At 69.1% G+C, this 23001-nt stretch carries 18 protein-coding genes and 2 pseudogenes; 8 read left to right on the forward strand and 12 right to left on the reverse strand.

Annotated features, from left to right (window positions below; translation table 11 throughout):
* Nucleotides 1-156 precede the first annotated feature (156 nt).
* From AB0915_RS24890 to AB0915_RS24910, 5 genes are all read left to right on the forward strand, one after another.
* Nucleotides 157-642 (forward strand): GNAT family N-acetyltransferase, encoded by a 486-nt coding sequence (locus AB0915_RS24890; RefSeq protein ID WP_366693181.1) that lies wholly within the window; start codon nucleotides 157-159, stop codon nucleotides 640-642.
* A gap of 131 nt (nucleotides 643-773) precedes the next feature.
* Nucleotides 774-2210, forward strand: a complete 1437-nt coding sequence (locus AB0915_RS24895; protein WP_366693182.1) for a DNA-binding protein — start codon at nucleotides 774-776, stop codon at nucleotides 2208-2210.
* A gap of 72 nt (nucleotides 2211-2282) precedes the next feature.
* Entirely contained in the window at nucleotides 2283-3116 is an 834-nt protein-coding gene (locus tag AB0915_RS24900; RefSeq protein WP_366693183.1) for a TnsA-like heteromeric transposase endonuclease subunit, read from the forward strand.
* Entirely contained in the window at nucleotides 3113-5245 is a 2133-nt protein-coding gene (locus AB0915_RS24905) for a Mu transposase C-terminal domain-containing protein (RefSeq protein WP_366693184.1), read from the forward strand. The genes AB0915_RS24900 and AB0915_RS24905 overlap by 4 nt, the downstream gene beginning before the upstream one ends.
* A gap of 122 nt (nucleotides 5246-5367) precedes the next feature.
* The gene (locus AB0915_RS24910) at nucleotides 5368-6351 is read left to right on the forward strand and encodes an ATP-binding protein (protein ID WP_366693205.1); all 984 of its coding nucleotides are present in this window, start codon (nucleotides 5368-5370) and stop codon (nucleotides 6349-6351) included.
* 256 nt (nucleotides 6352-6607) lie between these two features.
* Here the strand turns inward: AB0915_RS24910 and AB0915_RS24915 are convergent, their stop codons facing one another.
* The 8 genes and pseudogenes from AB0915_RS24915 to AB0915_RS24950 all read right to left on the reverse strand — a co-directional run bounded on the left by AB0915_RS24915 (nucleotide 6608) and on the right by AB0915_RS24950 (nucleotide 15771).
* Complete coding sequence (locus AB0915_RS24915) at nucleotides 6608-6829, reverse strand: hypothetical protein (protein WP_366693206.1); 222 nt, start codon at nucleotides 6827-6829, stop codon at nucleotides 6608-6610.
* 435 nt (nucleotides 6830-7264) lie between these two features.
* Nucleotides 7265-7711: pseudogene (locus AB0915_RS24920) on the reverse strand (hypothetical protein); the annotation flags it as partial.
* Nucleotides 7712-7755: 44 nt separating this feature from the next.
* Nucleotides 7756-8607, reverse strand: coding sequence for a DUF3626 domain-containing protein (locus tag AB0915_RS24925; protein WP_366693185.1), 852 nt, complete (start codon nucleotides 8605-8607; stop codon nucleotides 7756-7758).
* A 23-nt stretch (nucleotides 8608-8630) separates the two neighbouring features.
* Nucleotides 8631-11048: a site-specific integrase gene (locus AB0915_RS24930; protein WP_366693186.1), complete on the reverse strand. Its 2418-nt coding sequence runs from the start codon at nucleotides 11046-11048 to the stop codon at nucleotides 8631-8633.
* On the reverse strand, nucleotides 11045-11398 hold the full coding sequence (locus tag AB0915_RS24935; RefSeq protein WP_366693187.1) for a helix-turn-helix transcriptional regulator: 354 nt from the start codon (nucleotides 11396-11398) through the stop codon (nucleotides 11045-11047). Before AB0915_RS24935 ends, AB0915_RS24930 begins: the two co-directional genes overlap by 4 nt.
* 16 nt (nucleotides 11399-11414) lie before the next feature.
* Nucleotides 11415-12518, reverse strand: a complete 1104-nt coding sequence (locus tag AB0915_RS24940; RefSeq protein ID WP_366693188.1) for a tyrosine-type recombinase/integrase — start codon at nucleotides 12516-12518, stop codon at nucleotides 11415-11417.
* Between the two features lie 65 nt (nucleotides 12519-12583).
* Entirely contained in the window at nucleotides 12584-14680 is a 2097-nt protein-coding gene (locus tag AB0915_RS24945; RefSeq protein ID WP_366693189.1) for a site-specific integrase, read from the reverse strand.
* On the reverse strand, nucleotides 14677-15771 hold the full coding sequence (locus AB0915_RS24950; protein ID WP_366693190.1) for a tyrosine-type recombinase/integrase: 1095 nt from the start codon (nucleotides 15769-15771) through the stop codon (nucleotides 14677-14679). Before AB0915_RS24950 ends, AB0915_RS24945 begins: the two co-directional genes overlap by 4 nt.
* Before the next feature lie 192 nt (nucleotides 15772-15963).
* Between AB0915_RS24950 and AB0915_RS24955 the strand changes: the two genes are divergently transcribed.
* The 3 genes from AB0915_RS24955 (at nucleotide 15964) to AB0915_RS24965 (ending at nucleotide 20549) form a co-directional block, all read left to right on the forward strand.
* Nucleotides 15964-17244, forward strand: a complete 1281-nt coding sequence (locus AB0915_RS24955) for a Helicase associated domain protein (protein WP_366693191.1) — start codon at nucleotides 15964-15966, stop codon at nucleotides 17242-17244.
* 348 nt (nucleotides 17245-17592) lie between these two features.
* On the forward strand, nucleotides 17593-20403 hold the full coding sequence (locus AB0915_RS24960; protein ID WP_366693207.1) for a tetratricopeptide repeat protein: 2811 nt from the start codon (nucleotides 17593-17595) through the stop codon (nucleotides 20401-20403).
* A complete protein-coding gene (locus tag AB0915_RS24965; RefSeq protein ID WP_366693192.1) occupies nucleotides 20400-20549 on the forward strand; it encodes a ketopantoate reductase C-terminal domain-containing protein in 150 nt (49 codons plus the stop codon). The genes AB0915_RS24960 and AB0915_RS24965 overlap by 4 nt, the downstream gene beginning before the upstream one ends.
* 37 nt (nucleotides 20550-20586) lie before the next feature.
* On the opposite strand, the gene AB0915_RS24970 is transcribed toward AB0915_RS24965, so the two are convergent.
* The 4 genes and pseudogenes from AB0915_RS24970 to AB0915_RS24985 all read right to left on the reverse strand — a co-directional run bounded on the left by AB0915_RS24970 (nucleotide 20587) and on the right by AB0915_RS24985 (nucleotide 22996).
* A complete protein-coding gene (locus AB0915_RS24970) occupies nucleotides 20587-20727 on the reverse strand; it encodes a hypothetical protein (RefSeq protein ID WP_366693193.1) in 141 nt (46 codons plus the stop codon).
* A 65-nt stretch (nucleotides 20728-20792) separates the two neighbouring features.
* A pseudogene (locus AB0915_RS24975) lies at nucleotides 20793-21516 on the reverse strand (IS6 family transposase).
* A gap of 20 nt (nucleotides 21517-21536) precedes the next feature.
* Nucleotides 21537-21875 (reverse strand): transposase, encoded by a 339-nt coding sequence (locus AB0915_RS24980; RefSeq protein WP_366693194.1) that lies wholly within the window; start codon nucleotides 21873-21875, stop codon nucleotides 21537-21539.
* 221 nt (nucleotides 21876-22096) lie between these two features.
* The gene (locus AB0915_RS24985) at nucleotides 22097-22996 is read right to left on the reverse strand and encodes a MerR family transcriptional regulator (RefSeq protein ID WP_366693195.1); all 900 of its coding nucleotides are present in this window, start codon (nucleotides 22994-22996) and stop codon (nucleotides 22097-22099) included.
* Nucleotides 22997-23001: the final 5 nt, after the last annotated feature.

Genomic DNA, 23001 nt, shown 5'->3' on the forward strand with positions numbered 1-23001 from the left:
CGTCATAGGGCGGACTGTAGCGCCGTCACCCACCACCCCAACCAGCCGTTTGAGGGGGTGCAGTAAACGAGGTCAGGGCTGCGTGCACTACGGGAACTGGGCATGCAGTGGGCGTGAGTAAAACGCCCGCCCCGCGGTCCCTGGGATACTCGGTCCATGCCGCTCATCCGTGACATCACCCCGGCCGACTGCTCGGTGGTGGAGGAACTTCTGGACTCGAACGATCTGGGAGTCTGCGGGTTCTACAACTCCGAGGGTCTGGACGTCGTCGTGGCCGAGCTTCACGAATCCGTCATCGGGATCGCCGAGTTCCGCCTCGACTACGACTTCGGCCGTGACGAAGGGCGGCCGGCCCATCCCGGTGAGCAGGCGTGGATCCTGACGATGGCCGTCGCTGACGCCCACCGCCGCCACGGGGTCGGTCGCGCCCTCGTGACCGAGATCGCCCGCCGGGCCCAGGACGCCGGCCGCACCTTCCTGGCCCTGGTCCCCCAGGACGGCGACGATGCGGCCGACCGCGAGACGTTCTTCCAAGCCTGCGCGCTCGCACCGATCGAGCCCGACGGACCAGGCGCGGCCTGGGGCTGCCCGGTTTCGGAGATTCTCACTGCGAGGGGCGCGGCCAGCGTCGAAGGCCGCTAACGGTATGCGCGGTGCGGCCGGGATCTTTGCCACGACGCCGGTCAGCCCTCCCCCGATCAGGTTTGCTTGATCCGCTGGGCATCCGTTGCGAAAGCGTCCGCCCGGGACGGCGAACACGAGACCGTGGTGGAGTGACCCATCATCCCGGCCTGCTGCGGACCGCTCCCCTGCAGGGAGAGACGACCTCGTCGCTGATCTGCCGCATCGCGAGCCTCTACGGGCTGGAAGCGAAGGTGTTGCGGTCCTGCTGGCACTGGCGCAACTACCAACCCGGGCACGACTGCGGGGGCGCGCGGGCCGACGCCGAGGTGCTGCTGAACGCAGCCGGACGGCAGCTCCTGGCAGGCCTGTGCGGCGTCAAGGAAGACGTGCTGGCGCGGGCGTTGCCGTCCTGGGGACAGGAAGACGCCAAGCTGCCCGCCGAAGAAGACGGAGTACCGGCGGCAGCGTGGCGGATCGGCGGCGCGGTCGCCGGTCCGATGGCGTTCGGGTGCCGACTGTGCGCGGCCCGGCGTACGGGGACGGTCGTGCGGGTGGTGCGGTACGCGCCGCCCTGGCAGCGGGTCTGTGTCCTACACGGGCGGTGGCTCCTGGACGCGGACGCCGACCAGCCCCTGGAGCATCTGGACGTGCGGCACCTGCCGGAGGTGGCCGCGGCGCAGCGGCGGTGGGCCGGTGTGGCGCGGCGGGCGGTGCGGGCCAAAGCAGTGCCGGAGAGGGTGTTCGCGCTGGCGCACGCGGTAGTGGCCCGGTGGTGGGAGCAGGCCCTTGGCTGGGAGCGGGAGACGGTCTGGCCACGGCGTCTGCACCAGGTCGCGGGCGGTGACGCCGGGACCGATTTGGAGCGGTGGCGGATCGTGGGACGGGACACGGTCGTCTTCCCTGAGGTTGTGGCCGTCGCCGACGTGCTGCTGGACCCGGCCATGGCCCAGCTGGTGTGGAGGGACAGCGGCGCCGGGCAGCCGCGGGCGCTGCCCGCCGACGGGATGTTCTGCCGCCGGCTCGGTGAGCGGGTCGGGCGGGAGTGGCTGGGGCCGCTGGCCGCGACCGACTACGGCGGCCCGCTGACCTCCTGGATGGGCAGCGTCATCCGCCTCCGCCGCGGGGCCGGCGGGCCGCCCGGATACGACAACGATCCCTGGTGGCTGCGCCGGGAGCACCTGCCCGCGACCATGGCCGGACAGCTGCGGGTGCTGGGCAAGGAGAAGAAGGCGCCCGGCTCGGGGAGGATGTGGCGCGCGGCGGTGCCCGCCGAACAGCGCGCCCTGATCACCAGCGCCATCGAGAGCGCCGAGGAACAGCTGCTGCAGCTGCGCGGGGTGCAGACCGGGCCGACCGCCGACGTCGCCCGGCAGCTTCTGCGCAACCTCCGCCACAGTGCCGCCCTGATCGAGAATGCCTGGCAGCGGACCGCCCTGGTCGCGGCGAACGCCGGGGTGCCCCTGGAAGAGGTCGCCCAATGGGCGGGAATGTCCGCCGACGCCTTGAGGAACGTGCTGACCGCCGGCAAGAAAGACGACGGCGCTGAGGCACAGGACGACCGAGAGGGTCCGTCAACCATTAGCTGATGCGGTACCCGTTGGTGGCCGGAATCCCGGAAACGGCGCTGTCCGCCGACGAGACCGGCTTGGCTGAAGCAGGTGATCAACGCAGGTACAGCCGGGGGCAGCAGCCGGACAAGGCGGGCGTCCGCGGATCGCGGCGCCGGGTTCGAGGCGGTCTTCCTCGCCCCCGGCGGGCAGGTGGTGCAGCAGCGGTGGGCGGACGCGGCTCTCGCGGTGGCGTTCGAGGAGTTGGAGCCTGTGTCGGCTTTTCCGGTGGTGCCGGGGCGGCTGTGGGGACCGGGCCGGTGGTGGTCGGCCACGACCGGCCGGCATGTGGCCTGCGGGTCGGCTGCCATGCGGGCGCAGTTGATGGTGCTCGACCGTAATCCGCGAGTGGTCGGCCTGGCAGGGCGGCCGTTCCGTCTGTTGTGGCGGGATGGGCGCGGCACGGTGCGCTCGTGGGTACCGCAACTCTTCGCCCGCTACAGCGACGGCACCGCCCTGCTGGCCGACTGCCCCAGCCACCCGCAGGCCGGCGGCGAACGGGCCCGGAAGGCTGCGGCGGTCCTCGAGGCGGCGTGCGCGCAGGTCGGCTGGGCCTATCGGCGTCTTGAGCCGCTGGAGAAGGTGCGGGCGGCGAACCTGAAGTGGCTGGCCGGCTACCGCCACCCCCGCAACCAGGGCCGCCCCGGCCTCACGGCCGCCGTGCGCGAAGCGTTCGCACGGCCACGGCCGCTGATCGAGGGCGCCGAAGCGGCCGGCGACCCGATCGAGGTCCTCCCGGCCGTCTTCCACGCCCTGTGGCACGGACACCTCACCGCACCCCTGGATGTCCCGCTTAACGAACAGGTCCTCGTCAGCCCCGGCGCCGACGGGGCGAACGGCCGTCGCGGCAGCACCCGCAGCCAGGACAGCGGGGACGGACGGTGAGCGTGCGGCGTGGCGGGAGGCCGGTACTGAAGGTCGGAGCGCACCTCCGCTTCCGTGACCGCACCTGGCAGGTGGTCGCTCTGGCGGGGCAGCAGGTCCACCTGGCCGGTGAGACAGGAGAAGACGAAACGGTCGTGGCCGGGCATCTGTTCGCCGACCCGTCCTTCACCATCATGGGCGCCGAGATGCCCCAGGCCGTGACGCAGTGGGGCCTGTTCGAAACCGCGCCCGAGAGCGCGCGCCGCAAGGCGCTGGCCTGGCAGCGGCACATCCGCGAGGTGGAGTCCGGCCTGCCCGGCACCGACGGGGCGCCGCGGCCTGAGTACGACCCCGACCGGTTCACGCTCGCGCAGCGCGAGGAGGCCAAGGCCGCGGAGCTGACCGCGATCGGCTTCGGGCCTGTCTCCCGGACGACGGTGCAGCGCATGCGCCTGGCCTACCGCAAACAGGGGCTGTGGGGCCTGGTCGACCACCGCACCACCCGCCGCCCCCACCCCACCGGGCGCACCGACGAACGCGTCATCGCCGCCGTCGAGGAAGCCCTGCGCCGCCAGCGCGGCCGCTCCAAGGGCACCATCAAAGGCCTGAAGCCCCTGGTCACGCAGATCCTGGAAGACCGGTACGGGCGCGGCACGGTGCCCACGCCCTCCCAGGCCACCTTCTACCGGCTCGTCCACCAGCTCGCCGATCCCGCCGAACACCCCCACCGTCCCGCCCGTGCACTCCCCTCCCCGGCCGGCAGAGGGACGTTCACCCCGACCGTGGCGCTGCGCCCGGGCGAGCAAGTGCAGGTCGACACCACCCGGCTGGACGTCCTCGCCGTCTTCGACGACGGCACCACCGGCCGTCCCGAGCTGACCATCGCTATCGATGTCGCCACCCGCGCCATCCTCGCCGCCGTCCTGTGCCCAGCCGGCACCAAAGCCGTGGATGCGGCCCTGCTGCTGGCGGAAATGGCCGTCCCGGACCCGGCCCGCCCCACCTGGCCCGACGCGCTGCGCCTCACGCACGCGCAACTCCCCCAGCTGGAAAGGCTGATGAACCTGGACGAACGGCTCAAGGGCGCGGCGGCCCGGCCGGTGGTGGTGCCCGAGACGATCGTCGTCGACCGGGGCAAGGTTTATCTGTCCACGGCGTTCACCGCCGCCTGCGAAACCCTCGGCATCAGCGTCCAGCCCACCCCGCCCCACGCCCCCGCCGCCAAGGGCATCGTCGAGCGCACTTTCGGCACCATCAACGCGCTGCTGTGCCAGCACCTGCCCGGCTACACCGGCTCCGACGTCACCCGCCGCGGGGCGGCCGCCGAAACCGAGGCATGCTTCAGCATCGCCCAACTGCAGGACCTGCTCGATGAATGGCTGATCCACTACCACCACCGCCCCCACGAAGGCCTGCGCCACCCCACTCTGCCGAAGAAGGCGCTGACACCGAACCAGATGTGGGCCGCGCTGGTCGCGGTGGCCGGCTACGTGCCCCTCCCCTTGAGCGGCAACGACTACCTCGAGCTGCTGCCGGTGCGCTGGCAGGCCATCACCGAACGCGGCATCCGTATCGACCACCGCACCTACGACGCGGACGTCCTTGCCCCCTACCGCGGCCAGCTCTCCCCCGTCACGGCGCGCGGCGGCAAATGGGAAGTCCACACCAATCCCCACGACGCCCGCCAGGTCTGGGTACGCCTGCCCGACGGACACCTGACAGAGATCCCGTGGATCCACCGCGACCACATCCACCAGCCGTTCAACGGTGCCACCTGGCAGCACATCAAAGCCATCACCGCCCGCCGCGGCGACCGCGACACCCACGAAGCCGACCTCGCCGACGCCCTCGACCAGCTCATGCGCCGCGCCCACACCGGCACCGCCACCGCCAGCGAGCAGCGCCTGATCACCCGCACCGCACCGCTGAAAACGCCCCCGGCGGCGGCCGACATCCCAACTCCGCGTGTCCCGGACCCGCAGCAGGCCGACGGCTGGGACGACGACAGCCTCGACGACCTCGACGACCCGCCCGACGACCAGAAGCAGGCCGACACCGCAGACGAACCCGGCGATGACACCGCCGGCGCCACCGTCCCGTACACCGGACTCGGCCTCTACGACCCCGCCCAGGAAGCCCTCAACTGGTGACCACCCGCCCGCACACCACCACCGCCCCCGCCAGCCACTCCCCCAGCCTGGCAAGCCAGACTGTCCGCCCCGCCGCCGACACCCCATGGCCAGACGTCCACGAGGCCGAACCGGAGTGGCCGATCACCACCTGGCAGGGCTGGCAGCACTTCGCCACCACCCCACCCCAAACGCCGCCCAAGCCCGGCGACCCGCCCCGCAGCCCGGAAGAACGCCTCGCCTACCACTCCACGTTCGTCACCGTCCGCACCCCCGCCATCGACACCCTCGCCACCCAGGTCCGCACCCTGATGCTGCTCGGCCGCCACCAGCAGACCACCGCACGGCCCTCACTCATCGTCACCGGCCCCGCCGCAGCCGGGAAAACCACCGCCCTCCTCGAAGTCGGACGCACCTGCCACCTCGCCCACACCCGCAAACACCCCACCCCGCCCGGACACGCCCACCACCAAATGCCGGTCGCGTACCTCCTGGTGCCGCCCGGCGCCACCGCGAAAACCCTCGCCACCGAATTCGCCCGCTACCTCGGCATCCCCGTCACCACCCGCATGACCCAGGCCCAGATCACCGCGGCCGTCTGCCACACCTACACCGCCGCCGGCGTCCGCCTGGTCCTCATCGACGAAATCCACCGCCTCAACCCCCGTACCACCACCGGCGCCGAAGCCGCCGACCTGCTCAAAGACCTCACCGAACGCATCAAAGCGACCTTCGTCTACACCGGCATCGACGTCGCCGCCACACCCCTGTTCACCGGCGTCCGCGGCGCCCAACTCGCCGGCCGCGCAAGCCTCATCACCTGCGGCCCCCACCCCGCCCGCAACGGCACCCGCCGACCTTTCACCGACCTCATCACCGACATGGAAGCCGCCCTCGACCTGAACCAGCACACACCCGGCACCCTCCCCCGCCACGCCCCCTACCTCCACCAGCGCACCGCCGGCCGCATCGGAAGCCTCGCCCGCCTCATCCGCCAAGCCGCCATCACCGCCATCTGCGACGGCACCGAACGCATCACCAAAAAATCACTCGAAGCCATCCAGCTCGACCACCTCGCCGAAGAACACAGCCGCCCCCGCACCCGCCGACCGGCCACACCGGCATGATGCGGACGTGAACAAGACCACGGAGTCGCCAGTTGGCGAGGAGTTCGCTGCCCTCTACGGCCGGGTGTGGGACGTCCTCATCCCCGCCCGCGCCAGCTACCTCGCCCACGTCTCACCCCACTAACCGGCACCGACTCCTACCGCCTCGCCAGCACCCGAGCCCGAGCCGAGCAGGCGGCCAAAGCCGGCTGATCCCTGCCGCTACCTACCGCGACGGCCCCGCCGCCCTCCGGGCGGCGGGGCCGTCGTCCAGACGTCACAACTCATCGACCAGCCCGAAGTCCTGGGGAAATGCCTCAAGGAACTCCCGCCGCGCGGGATCGGTCTCCGCCTCGGCCATCTCTCCAAGCACATCAAGCAGGTCACGCCGTTGATCACTCGACAACTGCTTCAGCACCGCAGCCACACCCTCCAGGGCCTTCACCGCGTCATCGAGGTCCATCTGTTCGTCGTCCGCGCCGTCGATGAACCACGTCATGTCGACCAAGGCCTCGGTCAAGGCATACGCCAGCGATGAATACTCAGATGCCACGGTGATCTCCCCCGAATCGACGGCCACGGATCGCACCGCCATCCCACCACATCGCTCACGACAGCACGGAGGTCCTGCGGCCAGCGCAGGCCGCCCCGCCGTCATACGCATCAGCCATGCCTGCCGATGCGTCCGTCCGCCGACATCCCCCGACGTCATTTCCCGTGAACAATCACGGGCACTCCGATCGCCCACTGCCTCCCAACGACGTGGACAAACGCTGCTGCTGAACGTGAACAAAGCCACCAACCACGCAGCAAGTCACTGACCAGCACAAATCCGCACCAGTCCTTTAGATGCCGGAGACCATCGCCAACACCACACCACTGTTATCAACGAACCCCGAACAATCGCAGGTCAAACGCCCCATCACCACCGCACTCAGCGCCCCGGAAGCACCCGCTCCGTTATCAGAAAACCCCCGATACCCCAGCTCAAGCCAACCCCACCACACCAACTACGAACCCTGAAATCACAGACGTGTTCGAAGGCGGTGATCTGGGCGGTGAGGGCGGTGGTGACGAATTCGGCGGCGTCCATGGCCTGGGCTGTTTCGCGGTCGGCCCGTAGTTCGTTGATGTGCTGCTCGATGGCAGGCAGGTAGGAGGGGTCGGGGCGGTAGTAGCCGCAGCCTGCGCATTGGAAGCGGATCGGGCAGGCCTCTCCTCCGGCCTTGACGTTGCTGGGCTCGGTGCAGCCGCCGTAGGGGACGGCGACGGAGCGCAGTTCATAGGTGCCTGGGGAGCTGGGGGCGGGGTGTCCGAGACGGTCGACGACGTGGGCGCTGAGGGCCGCGACGGCTGCGCTCTTTCGTTTGAGGGAGACCTGTAATGGTGCAGTCGGGTATTGGAACTGCCCGAATGCATGCCTGATCACGCGTTGCGTTCCTCGGATGTTCCGAAGCGTGCCAGGCAGTGCCAGACCTTCTTGAGTGCCTGTTGGTCATGGAGTCCGGCGCGTGCGGCGTCACCGATGATCCGGGGCGTGAGGTGACCGTCGACGGCGATCTCCGCGCCCAGTTCGACGTACTGGTGTCCGCGGTAGCCCGGGTGGAGTGCGAGTTCTTCGACGGTGAGTCGGAGTCCTGGGTGCCAGTCGAGTCGACATGGCAGGCGGCCGGCGGCGGCTTCCACGTCCGTGCCTCGATAGCTTGGGTCCAGAACGAGTGCCTCGACGTCGCGGGCCAATATGAGTGGGCCGTGCACCTGTGCCTCGATGTAGTCGTCGAGTGCGTCCTGGTCGTCGTTCTCAGCCAGGTCTATGAGGGACAGGCTGGCCGCAACGCCGAAGGCCGTTGGTTCGAGGAAGCTGTCCGGGTAGCAGAACGTGGCTCGGGTGAGGGCCTCGGCAGTCAGTCGAAAGTGCGCGGAGCCGAACCGGGGCGCACCACCGAGTGGGTTGCGCCGGAAGTTCAACGCGCCGTAGACAGGTCGCTCGTGGGCGGGTGCGTGGTCATAGGCACCCCCGAAGATCCGGCTCTCCCAGCGCCATCGGTCACCGCCGGGGTGGGCTGTCAAGCCGCCGTTGCTGGTGCCGGTGACGAACTGCGAGTGATAGATGCCGTCCTCGGCCAACACGAGCAGGATCGGGCGACCGCGCATTGTGCGGTCGGGGTGAAAGTTCAGGGTCACCCTCAGCACGGGGTCGACCGGGGCGCCGGACGACAGCGAGGCGACGTGGCGGATGGCCTGTTCCTGCGGAGACGGGGCTGGATCAGAGTTCATCAGCGCAGTGTGCCCGAGCGTGATCAATGTGTGCATCTGCGTTGGCTGACGTCGGCGGCGTAGGCGGCCCAGTCTCCTGCTGCGGCTCGCTGCCATTTGACGGCGACGGTGATGTCGATGCCGAGGGTGCGGGCGAGGACGGCGGCGGGCAGTTCGGTTGCGAGCTGGAACAGCGCGGTTGAGCGGGCCTCTGCGAGGCGGATGCCGAGTTTGCGGAGTCGTTCGCCCATGGCCCAGACACTGATCGGGCGGCCGGGCTGGCCACCGGGGAAGAGCCAGGGAGAGTCTGTCCGGCCGAGGACGGCATGACTGCGGCGATCCGCGACCTGTTGGAGGGCCAGTTCAGCGACGGGTGCGGGAAGCTCGACTGGGACGGCGCCGAGGCGGATGCGGACGGCTCCGTCGGTCTCCTCGATGTGGTCGACGGTGAGCCGCGAGATCGCGGCGGGCCACTGGGCGTAGAGGAGCAACAGTAGTCCGGCGAGGCGGTCTTCGGGCTTGAGGGTGTCGTCGTGCAGGAGGCGGCGGGCGGTGGTCCAGCGGGCCTCGTCGTCCATGGCCTGGGAGGGGCCATTCCATTTCACGGCCGGGAAGCTGAGGTCACGGGCGATCTTCTGGGAGAGGGCCCAGCGCACGAAGTGTCCTGCTTCTCGACGGTGGCGGACGTCGTCACTGGTCAGCCAGCGTTCAAGGTCGCTCTGGCGGCAGATGTCAAGAGTCAGGTTCTGGTCCTCAAGCCAGTTGAGGAGATAGACGGCGGCCCGCAGGTGCTGGCGGACGACGACGAGTTGGGTATGCGTGATGTTTTTGCCGCGGCTGCGTCGGCGAAGACGGCGAAGGAGGTGCCAGGTCGCGTACCGGTGCAGGATCTTGCGTCCCTCGGCGGTCGTGTGGGAGGTGACGAGATCTTTCACGTGGCGTTGGAGGCGGACCATCTGCTCGTCCCGTTGCGGCAAGGTGTCGGCGGCCACGAGGACACTTCGGATGTGCTCGACGACCTTGCCCTCCGGCAGCTCGTCCAGGGCCTGGTGTGTCAGGGGCCGGCGTCCGGAGCTGAGGTCTGACAGGACGGTGGAGACGATGCCGCCGGAGAGCCAGCGCATCGCGGTGCCGACCCGTTCGGTGCTGGCCAGGGCGTCATGGAGGGCTCGCAGTTTCGGGGGTATGGCCCCCGAGTCGTTGGTGAGGAGCTCATCGAGCCGCTGTTTGAGAGTGCACCGAGGGCACGGGCCAGGGGCTTGCAGTCGTTCCGCTTCCCCGCAGGTGGGACACGGGCGCCAGTGCTCGGCGTCCGGTGCGGTGCAGGGGCCGCAGACCGGGGCGTCGGCGGTGCCGGAGTGGATACCCTTCAGCCGTCCACAGACGGCGCACTGAGCTTGGCGTTTATCGCAACCGCCGCAACGGGGCAGGCCCGTCAGCTTCGACAGCATGCAGGGCGCCGAGCGGCCACAGATCGAGCACACCAGCGTCGGCAGGGGACGGCAGTTGGGACAGACCGGACCGGCGGGAGTACGGGTACTCACCATGCGCAGTTCGCCGCAGATGGTGCAGGTCTCCCGGTTGACCGGGTCCGTGATCAGGCAGTTCGGACACAGCGGGCGTCCCTGGGCGTCGCGGGTGCCGGGCTCGCGCCGGGCACCGCAGCGTACACATTCTTCGATGCGGTACTTGGCGATGCAGTTGCGGCAGACCCGCTGTCCACCGAGCGGCTTGTCGATGCGGACGACACGGTGGCAGCGGGGACAGGCGGGCCGGACGATCCCGGCGACATCGGCGGCGTGCAGCAGGTCGATGAACCGAGGGATGGCGCGAAGGGACGCAAGGTGCCCCTCCCCAGTCAGCAGTTGCGGGTTCTCCTCCAGGGCCCAGGCCAGTCTCTGCTGGTAGGAGGGTCGGGGTGCCGACCGGCGTACCGCGTCGGCGATGACGTCTCGGTCGGCGAACCGGTCGATCGTGGTGATCACCTCGTGGATGATCGTGACCGGATCGCGGTCGTCGGTGTCGGGACACATCGAACAGCGCGGCTGGCCCGTGCGGTCCCGCGAGGAGATGCGCCGGGTGTTTCCGCAAGCGGCGCACTCAGTGGTCTCCTGGCCGCAGACCGAGCAGTACCAGTCCTGCCCGCGACGCTGGAAAGTGCGCAGGAGCTTGCCGCACTCGGCGCAGACCGGCGGCGAGATCGCCGAGGCGCCGGCCTTGCGGAGCTCGATGAGCAGGTCCCCTATGGCCCGAGGCGCCGGGGACCGGCCGTCGGTCAGGACGGCGGGCCGCCTCGCCAGGGCCTGAGCGAGGCGACGCGACTTCGCTCGGCCGCCCGCGACCGTGGTGACCACGGCCCGGATGGTGTCGGGGTCGAGTTCCCTCTCGATGCCAGCGATCAGGTCGGTGACCAGGCCGATCGGGTCCGCGACGGCGCGGTCGGGATGGCCAGCGATGGTCATGACCGGTCAACACCCCTGATGCGGGCCCGCTTTGGCCGCAGTCCGCCGAGTCCCTCCGCGTCGGGCGCCGTGCCGCCGCCGGCGGCGGCCTTCTTCGGCCTCTTCACGGCCCCGGCCACCGCGATGGGCTCGATGAGGTCGTCCATGGTGCAGTCCAGGATGTCGAGCAGGGCCATGAGGATCTTCAGACTCAGCCGCTCGGGCCGCTCGACGACGAGCCGGTAGACCTGGCTGGAGGACAGGGTGATGCCGCGTTCGGCGAGCGGCGAGGTGAGGTCGGTGGTGGAGAACATCCCGCGGTCCGCCATGACCTTGCGCAGGTGCCAGTGGTAGTCGAGCTTGGCGGCCATCGCCGGATCCCTCCTGTCAGGCTCCGGCGAATGCCGGGGCCAGTGCCTTGTGCAGGGAAGTGTTCATGAAGTCGTCGCTGACGTGGGTGTAGATGGCCAGGGAGCTGTCGCACTCGTGGCCGACCTGCTGCTGGATGAAGCGCCGGTCCACCCCGTCCTCCGTCAGATGCGTGACGTACGAATGTCTCAAGGAATGAGGAACCAGCTCTTTCGGCAGCTTGAGGGCATCGCGATATGCCTCGAACCGGTCGTTGATCGAGCCGGGCCGCAGGCGGCCCCCGCGCTCGGTGATCCACAAAGCCGGATGATCAGGGAAACCGAAGCGCGGCCGGACGTTCTCGACGTAGTCGGCGACCGCCTCGACGGCCCAGTCCATCACCGACAATACGTTCCGCCGTCGCGGCTGCTGGCCCTTCTTGGCCTTGCCGTAGCGGACGTTGAGCGTGCCGTACCGGCCGAACTGACGAGCCTGCGGGTTGCGTCCGAAGTCGGCCAGGTCGAGCTTGGAGGTCTCGGTCCGGCGCAAGCCCCACCCGTAGATGACCTTGAAAAGCGTGGCGTCGCGGTAGGCCGCGAGGGCGCCCTTGCGTTTGGCTCGCACTGCGCGTTCGACCTGGTCATCGGCATAGTCGAGGAGGAGTTGCAGCTGTTCCCGAGTAAAGGGTTTCGCCTCCGGATCGCCCTCGTAGTCGTTGAGGTGGGCGATGGTGTTCCACTCGTGGCAGACGGCCACCGGGAAGGTGCCGAAGGCTTCCTCACAGGCGGGCCCCCAGCCGTACCGACTGTCGGTGAGGTACTCGCTGAACAGTCGCACAATGCCCTGGTAGCCGCGGATCGTGGAAGGCGCCAGATGCCTCTCGCCCGTCAACGAGACCGACCACTCGTCCACGTGGCCCGGCGTCCACTGCCACGGGTAGTCGTTCGCGAACTCCAGGAACCGGCGTATGAGCCGTTCCCGGTCCTCAACCGTCTCGTCCTTCAGCCCCCGCGACTTCTGCTGAGCACGCCAGCCCCGCAGCATCGCGTCGAACATCGCGTCCTCAGGACGCAGTTGGACCACCCCGGAGACGAGCTCCAGATGAGCCGACCCGGCCAGGGCTACCTTGCGCTGATGTACCACTCCAGACCATCCCTTCTGGAGGGCAGATCATGCATCAGAAGGGATCCACTCCGCAACATGCCTGGTCACGCCGCTAGCTCGTAGTACCGTCGGAGTCCTTCCCCACCTCGCCATGACCAGGCGACCTGCGGTTTCTCGCCCGCCTGATGCAATTCCCGAGGGTTGTAGTAGCGCTGTGTCATGGCAATGGAGCGGTGATCCATCAGCTCTCGCAGTACGTCGACGGGGGTGCCGGCGTCCGCGTGGCGCTGGGCGTAAGAGTGGCGGAAGGCGTAGGGGTAGATGAGGGTCCGGTCAAAGGGCAGGGGGTTACCGCCGGCGTCCGTGCCTTCTGTGTGGAGGGCGGGCAGGGAGTCGACCCAGGTGCGCAGGGTCTCACTGATGTAGTTGGCGCCGAGGTGGCCGGCGCTGCTGTAGGCGCTGAGGGCGGGGAAGAGGTAGTCGTCGCCGGTGTCGGGCAGTTGGAGGTGGCTGCGGCGGGCTTGCCAGGTGCGGAGGATCTGGGCCGTGGATGCGGTAATGGGGAGGCGTCTGCGGTGGCGGCGGCGTTTGTGGTTGCTCCAGATCAGCGTGGTCTGCCCGTGGGCGGTCTCCAGGCATTCGCGGGGCAGGGAGGCGATCTCCAGCGGGCGGCGGCCGGTGTCCCGCAGGAGGATGTAGACGGTCTGGTAGAGCAGTTGGAGGTCGGCGGCGGGGATGTCGCGGCGGCCTTGGACTTCTCCGGTGCCGAGGGTGTCCAGGTGGGTGTCGAGCTGGCGGATGACCGACTCGGGGAGGGCTTTGCCGATGCCGTCCTCGTCCTCCTCTTCCAGACAGATCCGGTGCTGGACCGGGTCGCGGGTGAAGGCTCCCGCGAGAGTGTCCAGGTGTCCGGAGCGGCGGCCGTAGTCGATCAGTTGGAAGAAGCAGGCCAGGAGCGTGCGCCGCTGGGAGGAGCGGTAGGCCGTACCGTCACGTCGCAGCGCCGTGCGGAAGGCGTCGACGACCGCGCAGGCATCCGTGAAGCCCAGTGCTGCCGGGTCGAGGCCTTCCCCGGGCCGCTGGGCCAGGGTCCGGGAGGCGATGGCCAGGGCGCGCATCGTGTTGGAAAAGTTGTCGGTGCGCGGGGTGCTGGTGGTCAGCCAGTGCCGGAGCAGGTCGCGTAGCCAGGGCTGGTGGATGGTGCGCAGGTCAGCGGTACCGGGCATGTGGCGAGGAGCGTTTCCAGCGGTGGTGCGCAGGCCGGCGAAACGCAGGTCGAGCACGTCCGGGTCGTCCAGGGGGATGCCGGTGAACTCCTCGAAACCGGTGCGGACCGCGGTGCGAAGGCGCGTGAGCGTCCGCAGGGTGCCGGCGTCGTTGCCGCGCAGCCGGTCGGGGCCTATGTCGTCGGCCAGGAGCGTGGTCGCACCGGCCAGGTCGCGTACGAGGTGGCGGATGCGGTGGGGCTCCAGGCTGCGGGTCCAGCGGTCGGTGTGCTGCAGGGCGAAGAGGAATTCGTGTCGCAGCGGCTGGTCCAGGGGCAGGAGGCTGAACTGGTGGGCGGCCAGGTAAGGGCTCTGGTGGGGCGCCCACTGGGAGGCGTCGACGGGATGGCTGCGGTTGTCCTTGCCCCACTGGCGGGCGTGGTAATTGCACAGGCCGCGGGAGTTGTAGGCGGGGCTCGGGCAGACGGGTACCAGGCACGGCGCGGTCTCGGTATGGGGCTGGGCGGTCTCACGCAGCCACGCCTCTGCCGTTCCTTTGGCCGCGTGGTACTTCCAGGTGCCGTAATGCGTGGCGCACATGCCCTTGCAGTGCCGGGGACGCACGCACTGCTGATCGTCGCGGGTGACGGAGCAGCGGACGGTCACCATGCCGGGGGCGCTGCGTTCGCGTTCGGGCCGATGGCTCACGGCGAACTCCCCGGAGGTGAGGCCGGATGCTTTGAAGTGTTCGCCGCACAGAGTGCAGAACGTGTTGCCCGAGATGACGACCTGCCGGCAGCGGTTGGTCCGGCAAGTGGAGGAGGAGGTTCGCGGGTTGTCCAGGTCACCGGTGAACAGCCAGTGCTCGCTATCCCACTCCCCCGGCCGCCAATCCTCGGCGAGGCGGCCTTGAAGCCAGGCCTGCCACGCGCGGGCATCCCTGCCGGACCGGTCCGGCAGGCCGGCGGCTGCAGGCAGCTTGAAGACACGGCTCATGGGCGGCCAAGCAGGGCTTGGACATGCTCGACGGCCTGGCGGGTCTCGGCATCGTCCACGTGCCGGTAGCGCTCCATCGACAGCGGTGAGACGTGTCCCAGGAGCCGCTGGACGACATCCCGGTCCACGCCGCCCCGCAGCCAGGTCGTCGCGGCGGAGTGGCGCAGCATGTGCGGCCGGAACGCGTGTGGGGCGGTGCGGGCCAGGCGGTCGAACATGGCCTTGGTGTTGGGGTAGGACATCGGCCGGCCCACGGGCGGGCGGGAGAGGTTGACGAACACCATCCCGGTACCGGCCGCGCCGATGATGCTGTCGCGTTCGTACTGATAGTCGGCGTAGAGGGCGACCAGGTCGGCGGTGACCGGCACGGTGCGGGGCCGGCGGGACTTGGCCAGCGCCCTGTTCGGGTTGTTGGTGCGCCGGCGGACGTGAAGATGAGGGCCCGCGGTTCCGCACCCCAGCACACGTGAGGAGGCCAGCAGGTGCAGATCCTCCTGGCGCAGGCCCAACGCCTCACCGATCCGCAGACCGGTACAGGCGAGCAGAGCGATCAGGAACCGGTCCCGGGCCGTGCGTGCGGACGAGATCATGACGGCGATCTGCTCCGGGCTCAGGTCCTGGTAACCAGGGTCGGTGAGCTCGAACCGGAAGGCGGCCTTGTCCACCAGGCGCCACTGCCCGTCCTCACCGACGTCGTAGCCCGGGGGCAGGTGCCATAGCGTCTTCGGCTCGGAGAGCAGAGCCACCGTTGCAGGCGCGACCCAGCCATGCGCAGCACCGAACCGCAGAAAGCCGCTGACCACGGTCATCACCGCGTTCGCCGTTGTCTGGGAACGGAAACGCGGACGGCCCGCGGTTCGCGGGCTGCGGGCCGGCAGCGGCTCACTCACCAGCCACCGCTGCAGCCCCGCAAGTCCCAGAAAAGTCGGAGCCGCCCACACAAGACGGCGGCCTTGGCAGTAGTTCAGATACAAGGCCACCCGGCCGGCATACGCCCGCTCGGTATTGACCGACCGGCCCTTGCTCCGCAGAGCGACAAGGAAGGCCGTCGCCTCACGATGCAGCGTCAGCGTCTCGGCGCTGGCAACCACCCACTGCTCCATGCCCGTTGCCGGAGAGACCGACCGCTCCGCGATGAATTGCTCCACATACCAAACACAACCACCACACCCCAGCCGCCCGCACCGCCATCAGCCGGAGACCATCCCCGCAGGTGACAGCCAGAACAAACGTCCCTCACACCCACCCACCTCTAGATAATTGATATCCGGGCGGTGGATTCCGTGGCGCTGCTGGACCCGAAGGGGTCGGCAGTGGATATCGTGCAGGCTATCGGCCGGGCGCTGCGTCAGAAACCTGGTGAGGGAAAGATTGCGACACTGATCGTGCCCGTGTTTCTGGCGCGGGGTGAGCAGCCGGAAGACATGTTCACGTCTTCCTCGTATAGGCCCTTGGTGAAAGTCCTTGAAGGCCTTCGGGCACATGACGAACGTGCCATCGAGACGCTCGCAATTCCTCAAGAAGGCCAGAAGCGGATTGTAGATCCGTCGCAGAACATCGGCCCCGAACCAGAGGAAGGTGAAGAGGAGTCGCGGCTGCTTCTCAGGTTCGCAGCACCGCGGGATCCGGTGATGATCGCCAAGTGGGTCAAGTTCCAAGTCCTTGACACCGAACGCCAGGACTGGGCCCGCGGATACGACGCCGCGCGGCGGTACTTCGAGCGGGAAGACGGTCTCGATGTGCCCTACGAACACCAGGAAGGCGCCTACCCGCTGGGCCGGTGGCTGTCCGACCAGAGGCGGTCCTACCGGGCCGGGACCATGCCCAGCACCCGGGCAGATGAGCTGGAAGAGCTCGGCATGGTGTGGGACACCGCCGACACGGCATTCGCCGAAAACCTCGCCGCCGCCCGCGCCTACTACACACAAGCCGGCACCCTCGCCGCACCCCGCCACGCCACCGCCCTCGACAAACCCATCGGACAATGGCTCACCAACCTCCGACGACCCAACGGACTCGGCAAAGACCCCGAACGGGCGCAGCGGCGGGCCGAGCAGCTGGTCGCGATCGACCCAGACTGGAATCCGGGGGCGTTGGGGTGGACCGTCGACTGGCAACGCCACTACACAGGCCTGCGCGCGCTCCTCGCGAGCGGTGCCAGCCTCGAGGAGATCGTGCCCGGCGTCACCCACCGGGGCGACGACATCGGACGCTGGGCAGCCCGGCAGACCCGCGACTGGACCCGACTGAACCCGGAGCAGCAACATCGCTTGGGTGAGGTGGGCGTGAAACCGGCTGAACGGCCCCAGAAGACCGCAGCGCGAACCAACGCGAAGGCTGGGACAACGAAAGGCTCCGACGCGTTCCAGCGGGGCGTCGCAGCCCTCCAGCAATACATCCAGCGGGAGGAGAAGACTGTCGTCGGAAGGCAGCACGTCGAAGAACTCCCCGACGGCACCACCGTACGTCTGGGCGTATTTCTGAGCAACCAGAAGAGTCGGCGCGACCGGCTCAGTGAGGACCAACTCACGCAACTCGCCGCACTCGGATACCACTGGGCGTAGAAAGAATGGCTTGGTACAACCGCTGAACGCTTGGTTGGGAAAGGTACGTTGGCGGTTTGGTCGGTGCCTGGCAGATGGACCGGATCGGACACCGAGGGCTTGCGTCTGCCAGCGGGTAGCAGCCAGGTAGTGAGCGAAGCTGGTGCCAATCGCGTGGGCGCGGCAGGTTGTGGTGACGGGGGTGCGGGGATGGCGGGGTCGGGAATTCGGGGCCGGTCGCGGGGTGAGCTGATCCGGCAGCGGGCGCGGGCGCAGTTTGTGGGGCGGCGGGCGCAATTGTCGCTGTTTGCGGAGAATTTGGGGAAGGATCCGGAGTCCGAGGAGGATCCGGCGGAGTTCTTGTTCCACGTGCGTGGGGTGGGCGGGGTGGGGAAGTCCACGCTGCTGCGGCAGTGGCAGGAGGCGGCCCGGCGGGCGGATGCGGTGACGGCGGTGGTGGACGAGAACGACGTCCACGGTGTGCAGCAGGCCTTGGCGGGGCTGGCCCGACAGCTGGCCGAGCAAGCTGGCCCGCTCAAGGAGTTCGACAAGGCGCTGGAGCAGTTCCGACGGGAGCAGGAGACGCCGGCCGAGCCGGTGCCGGTGGAGGGGGAGGCGTCGGTGTCGAGCCGGGTGGTGACGCAGGCCGCGCTGGGTGCGGCGTCGCTGATCCCGGGGGCCAGCATGGTGACTGCGATGACGAACCCGGACGCTGCGGCGCAGGGGCTGGACCGGCTGCGGTCCGGGGCTCGGGCCCGGGCGCAGCGGCGCGGGCGCGGTGGTGACGAGGCCGGTTTGAGCCGGGCGTTTGTTGCGGAGCTGGGGCGTTTGTGCGGGCGGCATCGGTGGGTGGTGCTGTTCTTCGACACGTGGGAGCAGACCGGCCGGTACCTGGGCGGGTGGCTGCTTGGTCTGCTGGAGGAGGAGTTCGGTCCGGTCCCGGCTAACGTCATGGTTGTGCTGGCCGGGCGGGACGAACTCGCGGAGCGTGAGTGGGCGCCGTTGCGTGCGCTGGTGGCGGATGTTCCGTTGGAGGTCTTCGACGAGGCGGAGACACGGTCGCTGCTGGCCGCGCGAGGGGTGACCGAGCCGGGGGTGGTGGAGGCGGTGCTGCAGCTGTCGATGGGGCTGCCGCTGCTCGTGGAACTCCTCGCCCTGGCCCGCCCCAGCGCGGTCGAGGAGGTAGATGCGGGCGGGGACGTGGCGGACGTGGCGGTCGAGCGGTTCGTGCAGTGGATCACGGACCCGCACCAGCGTGAGGCCGTGCTGGCGTGCGCGCTGCCGCTGCAGCTGAACGAGGACGTGTTCGCCGCCGCCATACGGCCGGAAGCAGGAGGGCTGTGGGAATGGCTGTGCGGGCAGCCATTTGTCAGCGGCCGCGGCGACTTCAAGCATTACCACGCGGTGGTGCGCTCCAGCATGATCCGCCAGCAACGCGCCCACTCCCCTCAGCGCTGGACCGCAGCACATCTCCAGCTCGCTGACACCCACGCCATCTGGCGCAGCGCGGTGGAGGAGAGCCTTCCCGAGGCCAAACGCTGGAAAGATCCCGGATGGCGCCGACACCGTCTGGACGAGACCTACCACCGCCTGTGCGCGCACCCTGCGGCCTATTTGACGGCCGCCCTCGAACAGGTCGTGCAGGCCGCGGATCAGGACACAGCGGTGCTGCGGCAGTGGACCGAGACCCTTGAACAGGCCGCGTACGACACCGCTGACGCCGACCTGCTCAGCTGGTCCGGCCGGCTCCGGGACGCCATCGCCGGCGACGGTCCCGCCCTCGCGTGCCTCACCGCCCTTCTGAGCCACGGCCAGCTGAGTACCGCAGCCCAAGGCTGGGCCCACGCTCACCGCGGCGGCCGTCTCCTGCTCGCCGACCGCACAGAGGAGGCCCTCGCCGAGTTGGAGCAGGCCATCGCCACCGACCCACACAACGCCCGCCCGCTAGCCCTACGCGGAGAATCCAATCGGATGCTCGGCCATACCGACCAGGCCATCACCGACCTTACCGCCGCCCTCGACCTCGACCCCACCCTCGCCTGGGCCCTCGCCTCTCGTGGGGAAACTCATCGGCAAGCCGGCCACTACGACCAAGCCATCACCGACTTCACCGCCGCCCTCGACCTCGACCCCACCTACGCCTGGGCCCTCGGCCAACGCGGAGAAACACACCGGCAAGCAGACCACTACGACCAAGCCATCACCGACCTGACCGCCGCACTCAACATCGACCCCACCCTCGCCTGGGCCCTCGGCTCCCGCGGCCAAGCACACCGGCAAGCGGGCCGCTACGACCAGGCCGTCACCGACCTGACCGCCGCACTCGACATCGACCCCACCCTCGACTGGGCCCTCGCCCAACGCGGAGAAACACACCGGCAAGCAGACCACTACGACCAAGCCATCACCGACCTGACCGCCGCACTCAACATCGACCCCACCTACGCCTGGGCCCTCGCCCAACGCGGAGAAACACACCGGCAAGCAGACCACTACGACCAAGCCATCACCGACTTCACCGCCGCCCTCGACCTCGACCCCACCTACGCCTGGGCCCTCGCCCAACGCGGAGAAACACACCGGCAAGCAGACCACTACGACCAAGCCATCACCGACCTGACCGCCGCACTCAACATCGACCCCGCCCTCGCCTGGGCCCTCGCTGAGCGCGGAGAAACACACCGGCAAGCGGGCCGTTACGACCAGGCCGTCACCGACTTCACCGCCGCACTCGACCTCGACCCCACCTACGCCTGGGCTCTCATCTCTCGCGGCCAAGCACACCGGCAAGCCCGCCGCTACGACCAGGCGCGGGAGGACCTGGAGCGGGCGCTCGAAGCCGAACCTGACAGCCTTGGCTGCATGTTCGAGAGGATCATGCTCGACACGGTGGTGTCGGGGCTCGGGGCGTGTGTGGAGCAGTGGAGACAGCTGCTCGCCTCGCCGGTGGTCACAGCGGATGCGGACCTCATCGGGTGCTTCGACCTGTTCAAGGTGCTGATCCTCGAACCAGAAGCCGGTGTGGCAGAGGCAACCGAGGTGTTTCTCGCCGGAGGGCAGGAACCCGAAGTCGTCACGGACATGCTGGATTACCTGGCTGAACTCTCCGCTGCGGGCGACGAACTGGCGGGCCGCGCGCGCCTATGCCGCCAGCTCATCGCGGAGCGCGCCGCAGTATGAGTCGGCGCGGTGTGTGGCTGGGTGGCCGGCCGACGGAGGTCGAGCAGATCTCCGGGAACCTGGTGGCGAGGGCGCGGGCCCTGTCCGTACCGACACCGCGCTGGACGGGACGATACTGCAACTGCGGGTGCACCAGCGGCGGTTGAGCGGCTGAGGCCGGCCACGCGCCCCCTCCGCACCCGCTCAGTTGTAGTGGTGCTCAGGCGGCGGCGTGGTCGTGCATGTCAGCGGCCCGTCCGCCGGGACGATCCGCTCCACCGAGCCGGGGTTCATATGGACCGAGGCCAGCTGCGCGGCGTTGAGGTAGCCGATGGGCGTTGTCAAGTTGTTGATGTGGCGGTCGTTTGAGGGTGTGTCGGGGTGTGGCAGGCCCGGTTTCCGCCTGTGGGTCAGGCTGTGGTGGGCATGGCGGTGGTGCCGGTGATCTCATTCCAGGTCTCGAAGTGGTGGTGCATCTCGGTGCGGTATCCGGTGGCGGTGAGCAGGTGGCGCCGGGGTCGGAAGTGCGGCGAGACCTGACTGAACACCGACAGGTATTTCTGCGCTCCGCGGGGTGAGCGGAAGCCCTTCATCGCGCGTTCGCGCTGGCGGGTGGGCTGGTGGGAGTTCTCCGCCCGGTTGTTCAAGCCCTTGTGCGAGCGGTGTTCCACCGAGCCCATCAGATCCCGGTGAGCCGGCCCGTAGGAGCGGCACTTGTCGGTCACCAGCACCCTCGGTACCCGGCGCTGCTTCTTCATGAGCTTGGCCGGGAACCACCTCGCGGCCTTCGCGTCCCGCTTGGACTGGACCAGAATGTCCAGCACGTTTCCGTCCTGGTCCACCGCGCGCCACAGGTACTGCCGCACCCCGTTGACCTTGATGAACACCTCGTCGAGGTGCCATTTGTCGCCCGCCTGGGGCCGACAGCGGCGCAAGGCGGCCGCGTACTCGAGGCCGAACCGGGTCGCACCACCGACGGATGGCCTCGTGGGAGACGGTGATCCCGCGGGCCAGGAGGAGTTCCTCGACCTCACGGAACGAGAGCGGGAAGCGGTGGTACAGCCACACCGCGTGGGAGACAATCTCCGCCGGGAACCTGAACCCCTTGTACGACACCGACGCCTCGGTCTCCACGGCCAGCCCCTCCCCGATGATCAACAAACCCGACGATCATCCCAGCCCCAAGCTCGCCAGCTCAAGTTGACAATGCCTTCCTGGGCGAAGAACGCCGCCGCTTTTCCCAGGAACTCGGTCTTCATGCGGAGTTCCCGGTTCTCGCGTTCCAGTTCGCGCAGGCGGGCGCGTTCGCTGATGTTCAGGGGAGGCTCCTCCCCGGCGTGCTCTTGCCGGTACCGGCTGACCCAGGTGCCCAGCGTTCCCTCGTTCACTTGTATCTCTCGGGCGACCTCGGCGATCGGGCGGGACTCCACGACCACCATCTTGACCGCCTCGTCCCGAAACTCAGGACTGAACTTCCTACGCTTCTGTGCCACGTGCTCTCTCCGCCGTTCTGGACTTCGATCCTATGGGGACCGCTGTCCGAGAACTTCGGGGCGCCTCAATCGAGCGGGCACCGGAGCCGCGGCGCACCGCCTTGTTGACGGCGGTGGTGCGCCAGCTGGAGGCGCAGGCGGTCGACGACGCGCTCGACCTGTTCGCGGTGTTGATGGCGAACCAGCTGATCAGCCCAGCCCGCAGTCATCTGCATCGCGGCTCAACCCGCTGTTGTGCTGGCGGCCAGCGCGTCGCGGAGCCAGGAGTCGGCCGCGCCGAGGGTGAGGCCGGGCGTCAGTTGTCCTGCCAGTTGCCAGTAGCGGGACATCACTGGGTGATCTGCTGCGGCGAGGCGAACAGTGAGGGCGCGGCGGAAGGTAGGGGTGTCGCGGGTGCCGGAGGCACGCGCGTGGGCGGCGACGTAGCAGTCCAGGGCCTCGCCCGGGCCGGGGGTGCGGTCGGTTCGTACGGCTGCGTCCACCAGTTGGTGGGCCTCGTACAGGCCGTCGTAGAGCAGGTCCGGGTGCTCGACGGTGATGGGCCGGTGGGATGCGAGGCAGTGGTCGGTGGCGGCCGTTGCTAGGGCGTGCAGGTGGGCGAAGGCGAGGACCTGGTCCGTGGTGGGGTCGGCGGGGGGCTGCGGGATGGCCGCCTCGGTGATCGTGGAGCGGAGGCGGGCGGAGAGGCGAACGGGCAGCAGGCGGCGCCAGTAGTGGGCGATGACAGATGTGCTGGGCGGCACGCTGACCGCTCCGATCAGCTCCAGGCGTTCCGCCATCTGCTCCGGGGCGCCCTCCTGGAGTGCCCGCAGGGCGGCCTCACGCCAGCGCAGGACGGCGAGCTGGGTGCCGAGGTCGTCCAACCGGCGTGCCACGACGGCTTCCAGGGCCTCCCCAGAGTCGAGAACACGCTTGATCTCGGGAAGGGGGACGCCGAGGGAGCGCAGGGACCGGATCGTGCGCAGCCGTGCCAGGGCCTCGGGCGCGTAGCGCCGGTGGCCGCCGCTGCTGCGCGCCGCTTCGGGCAGCAGGTCCTGGTCGGAATAGAAGCGGACGGTTTTGACCGTGGTCCCTGCCTGCGCGGCGAGCTCGCCGATGCTCAGTGTGCCGTCCGATGGCAAGGGTT

The organism is Streptomyces sp. NPDC048411 (assembly GCF_040704695.1).
Classification (GTDB): Bacteria; Actinomycetota; Actinomycetes; order Streptomycetales; family Streptomycetaceae; genus Streptomyces.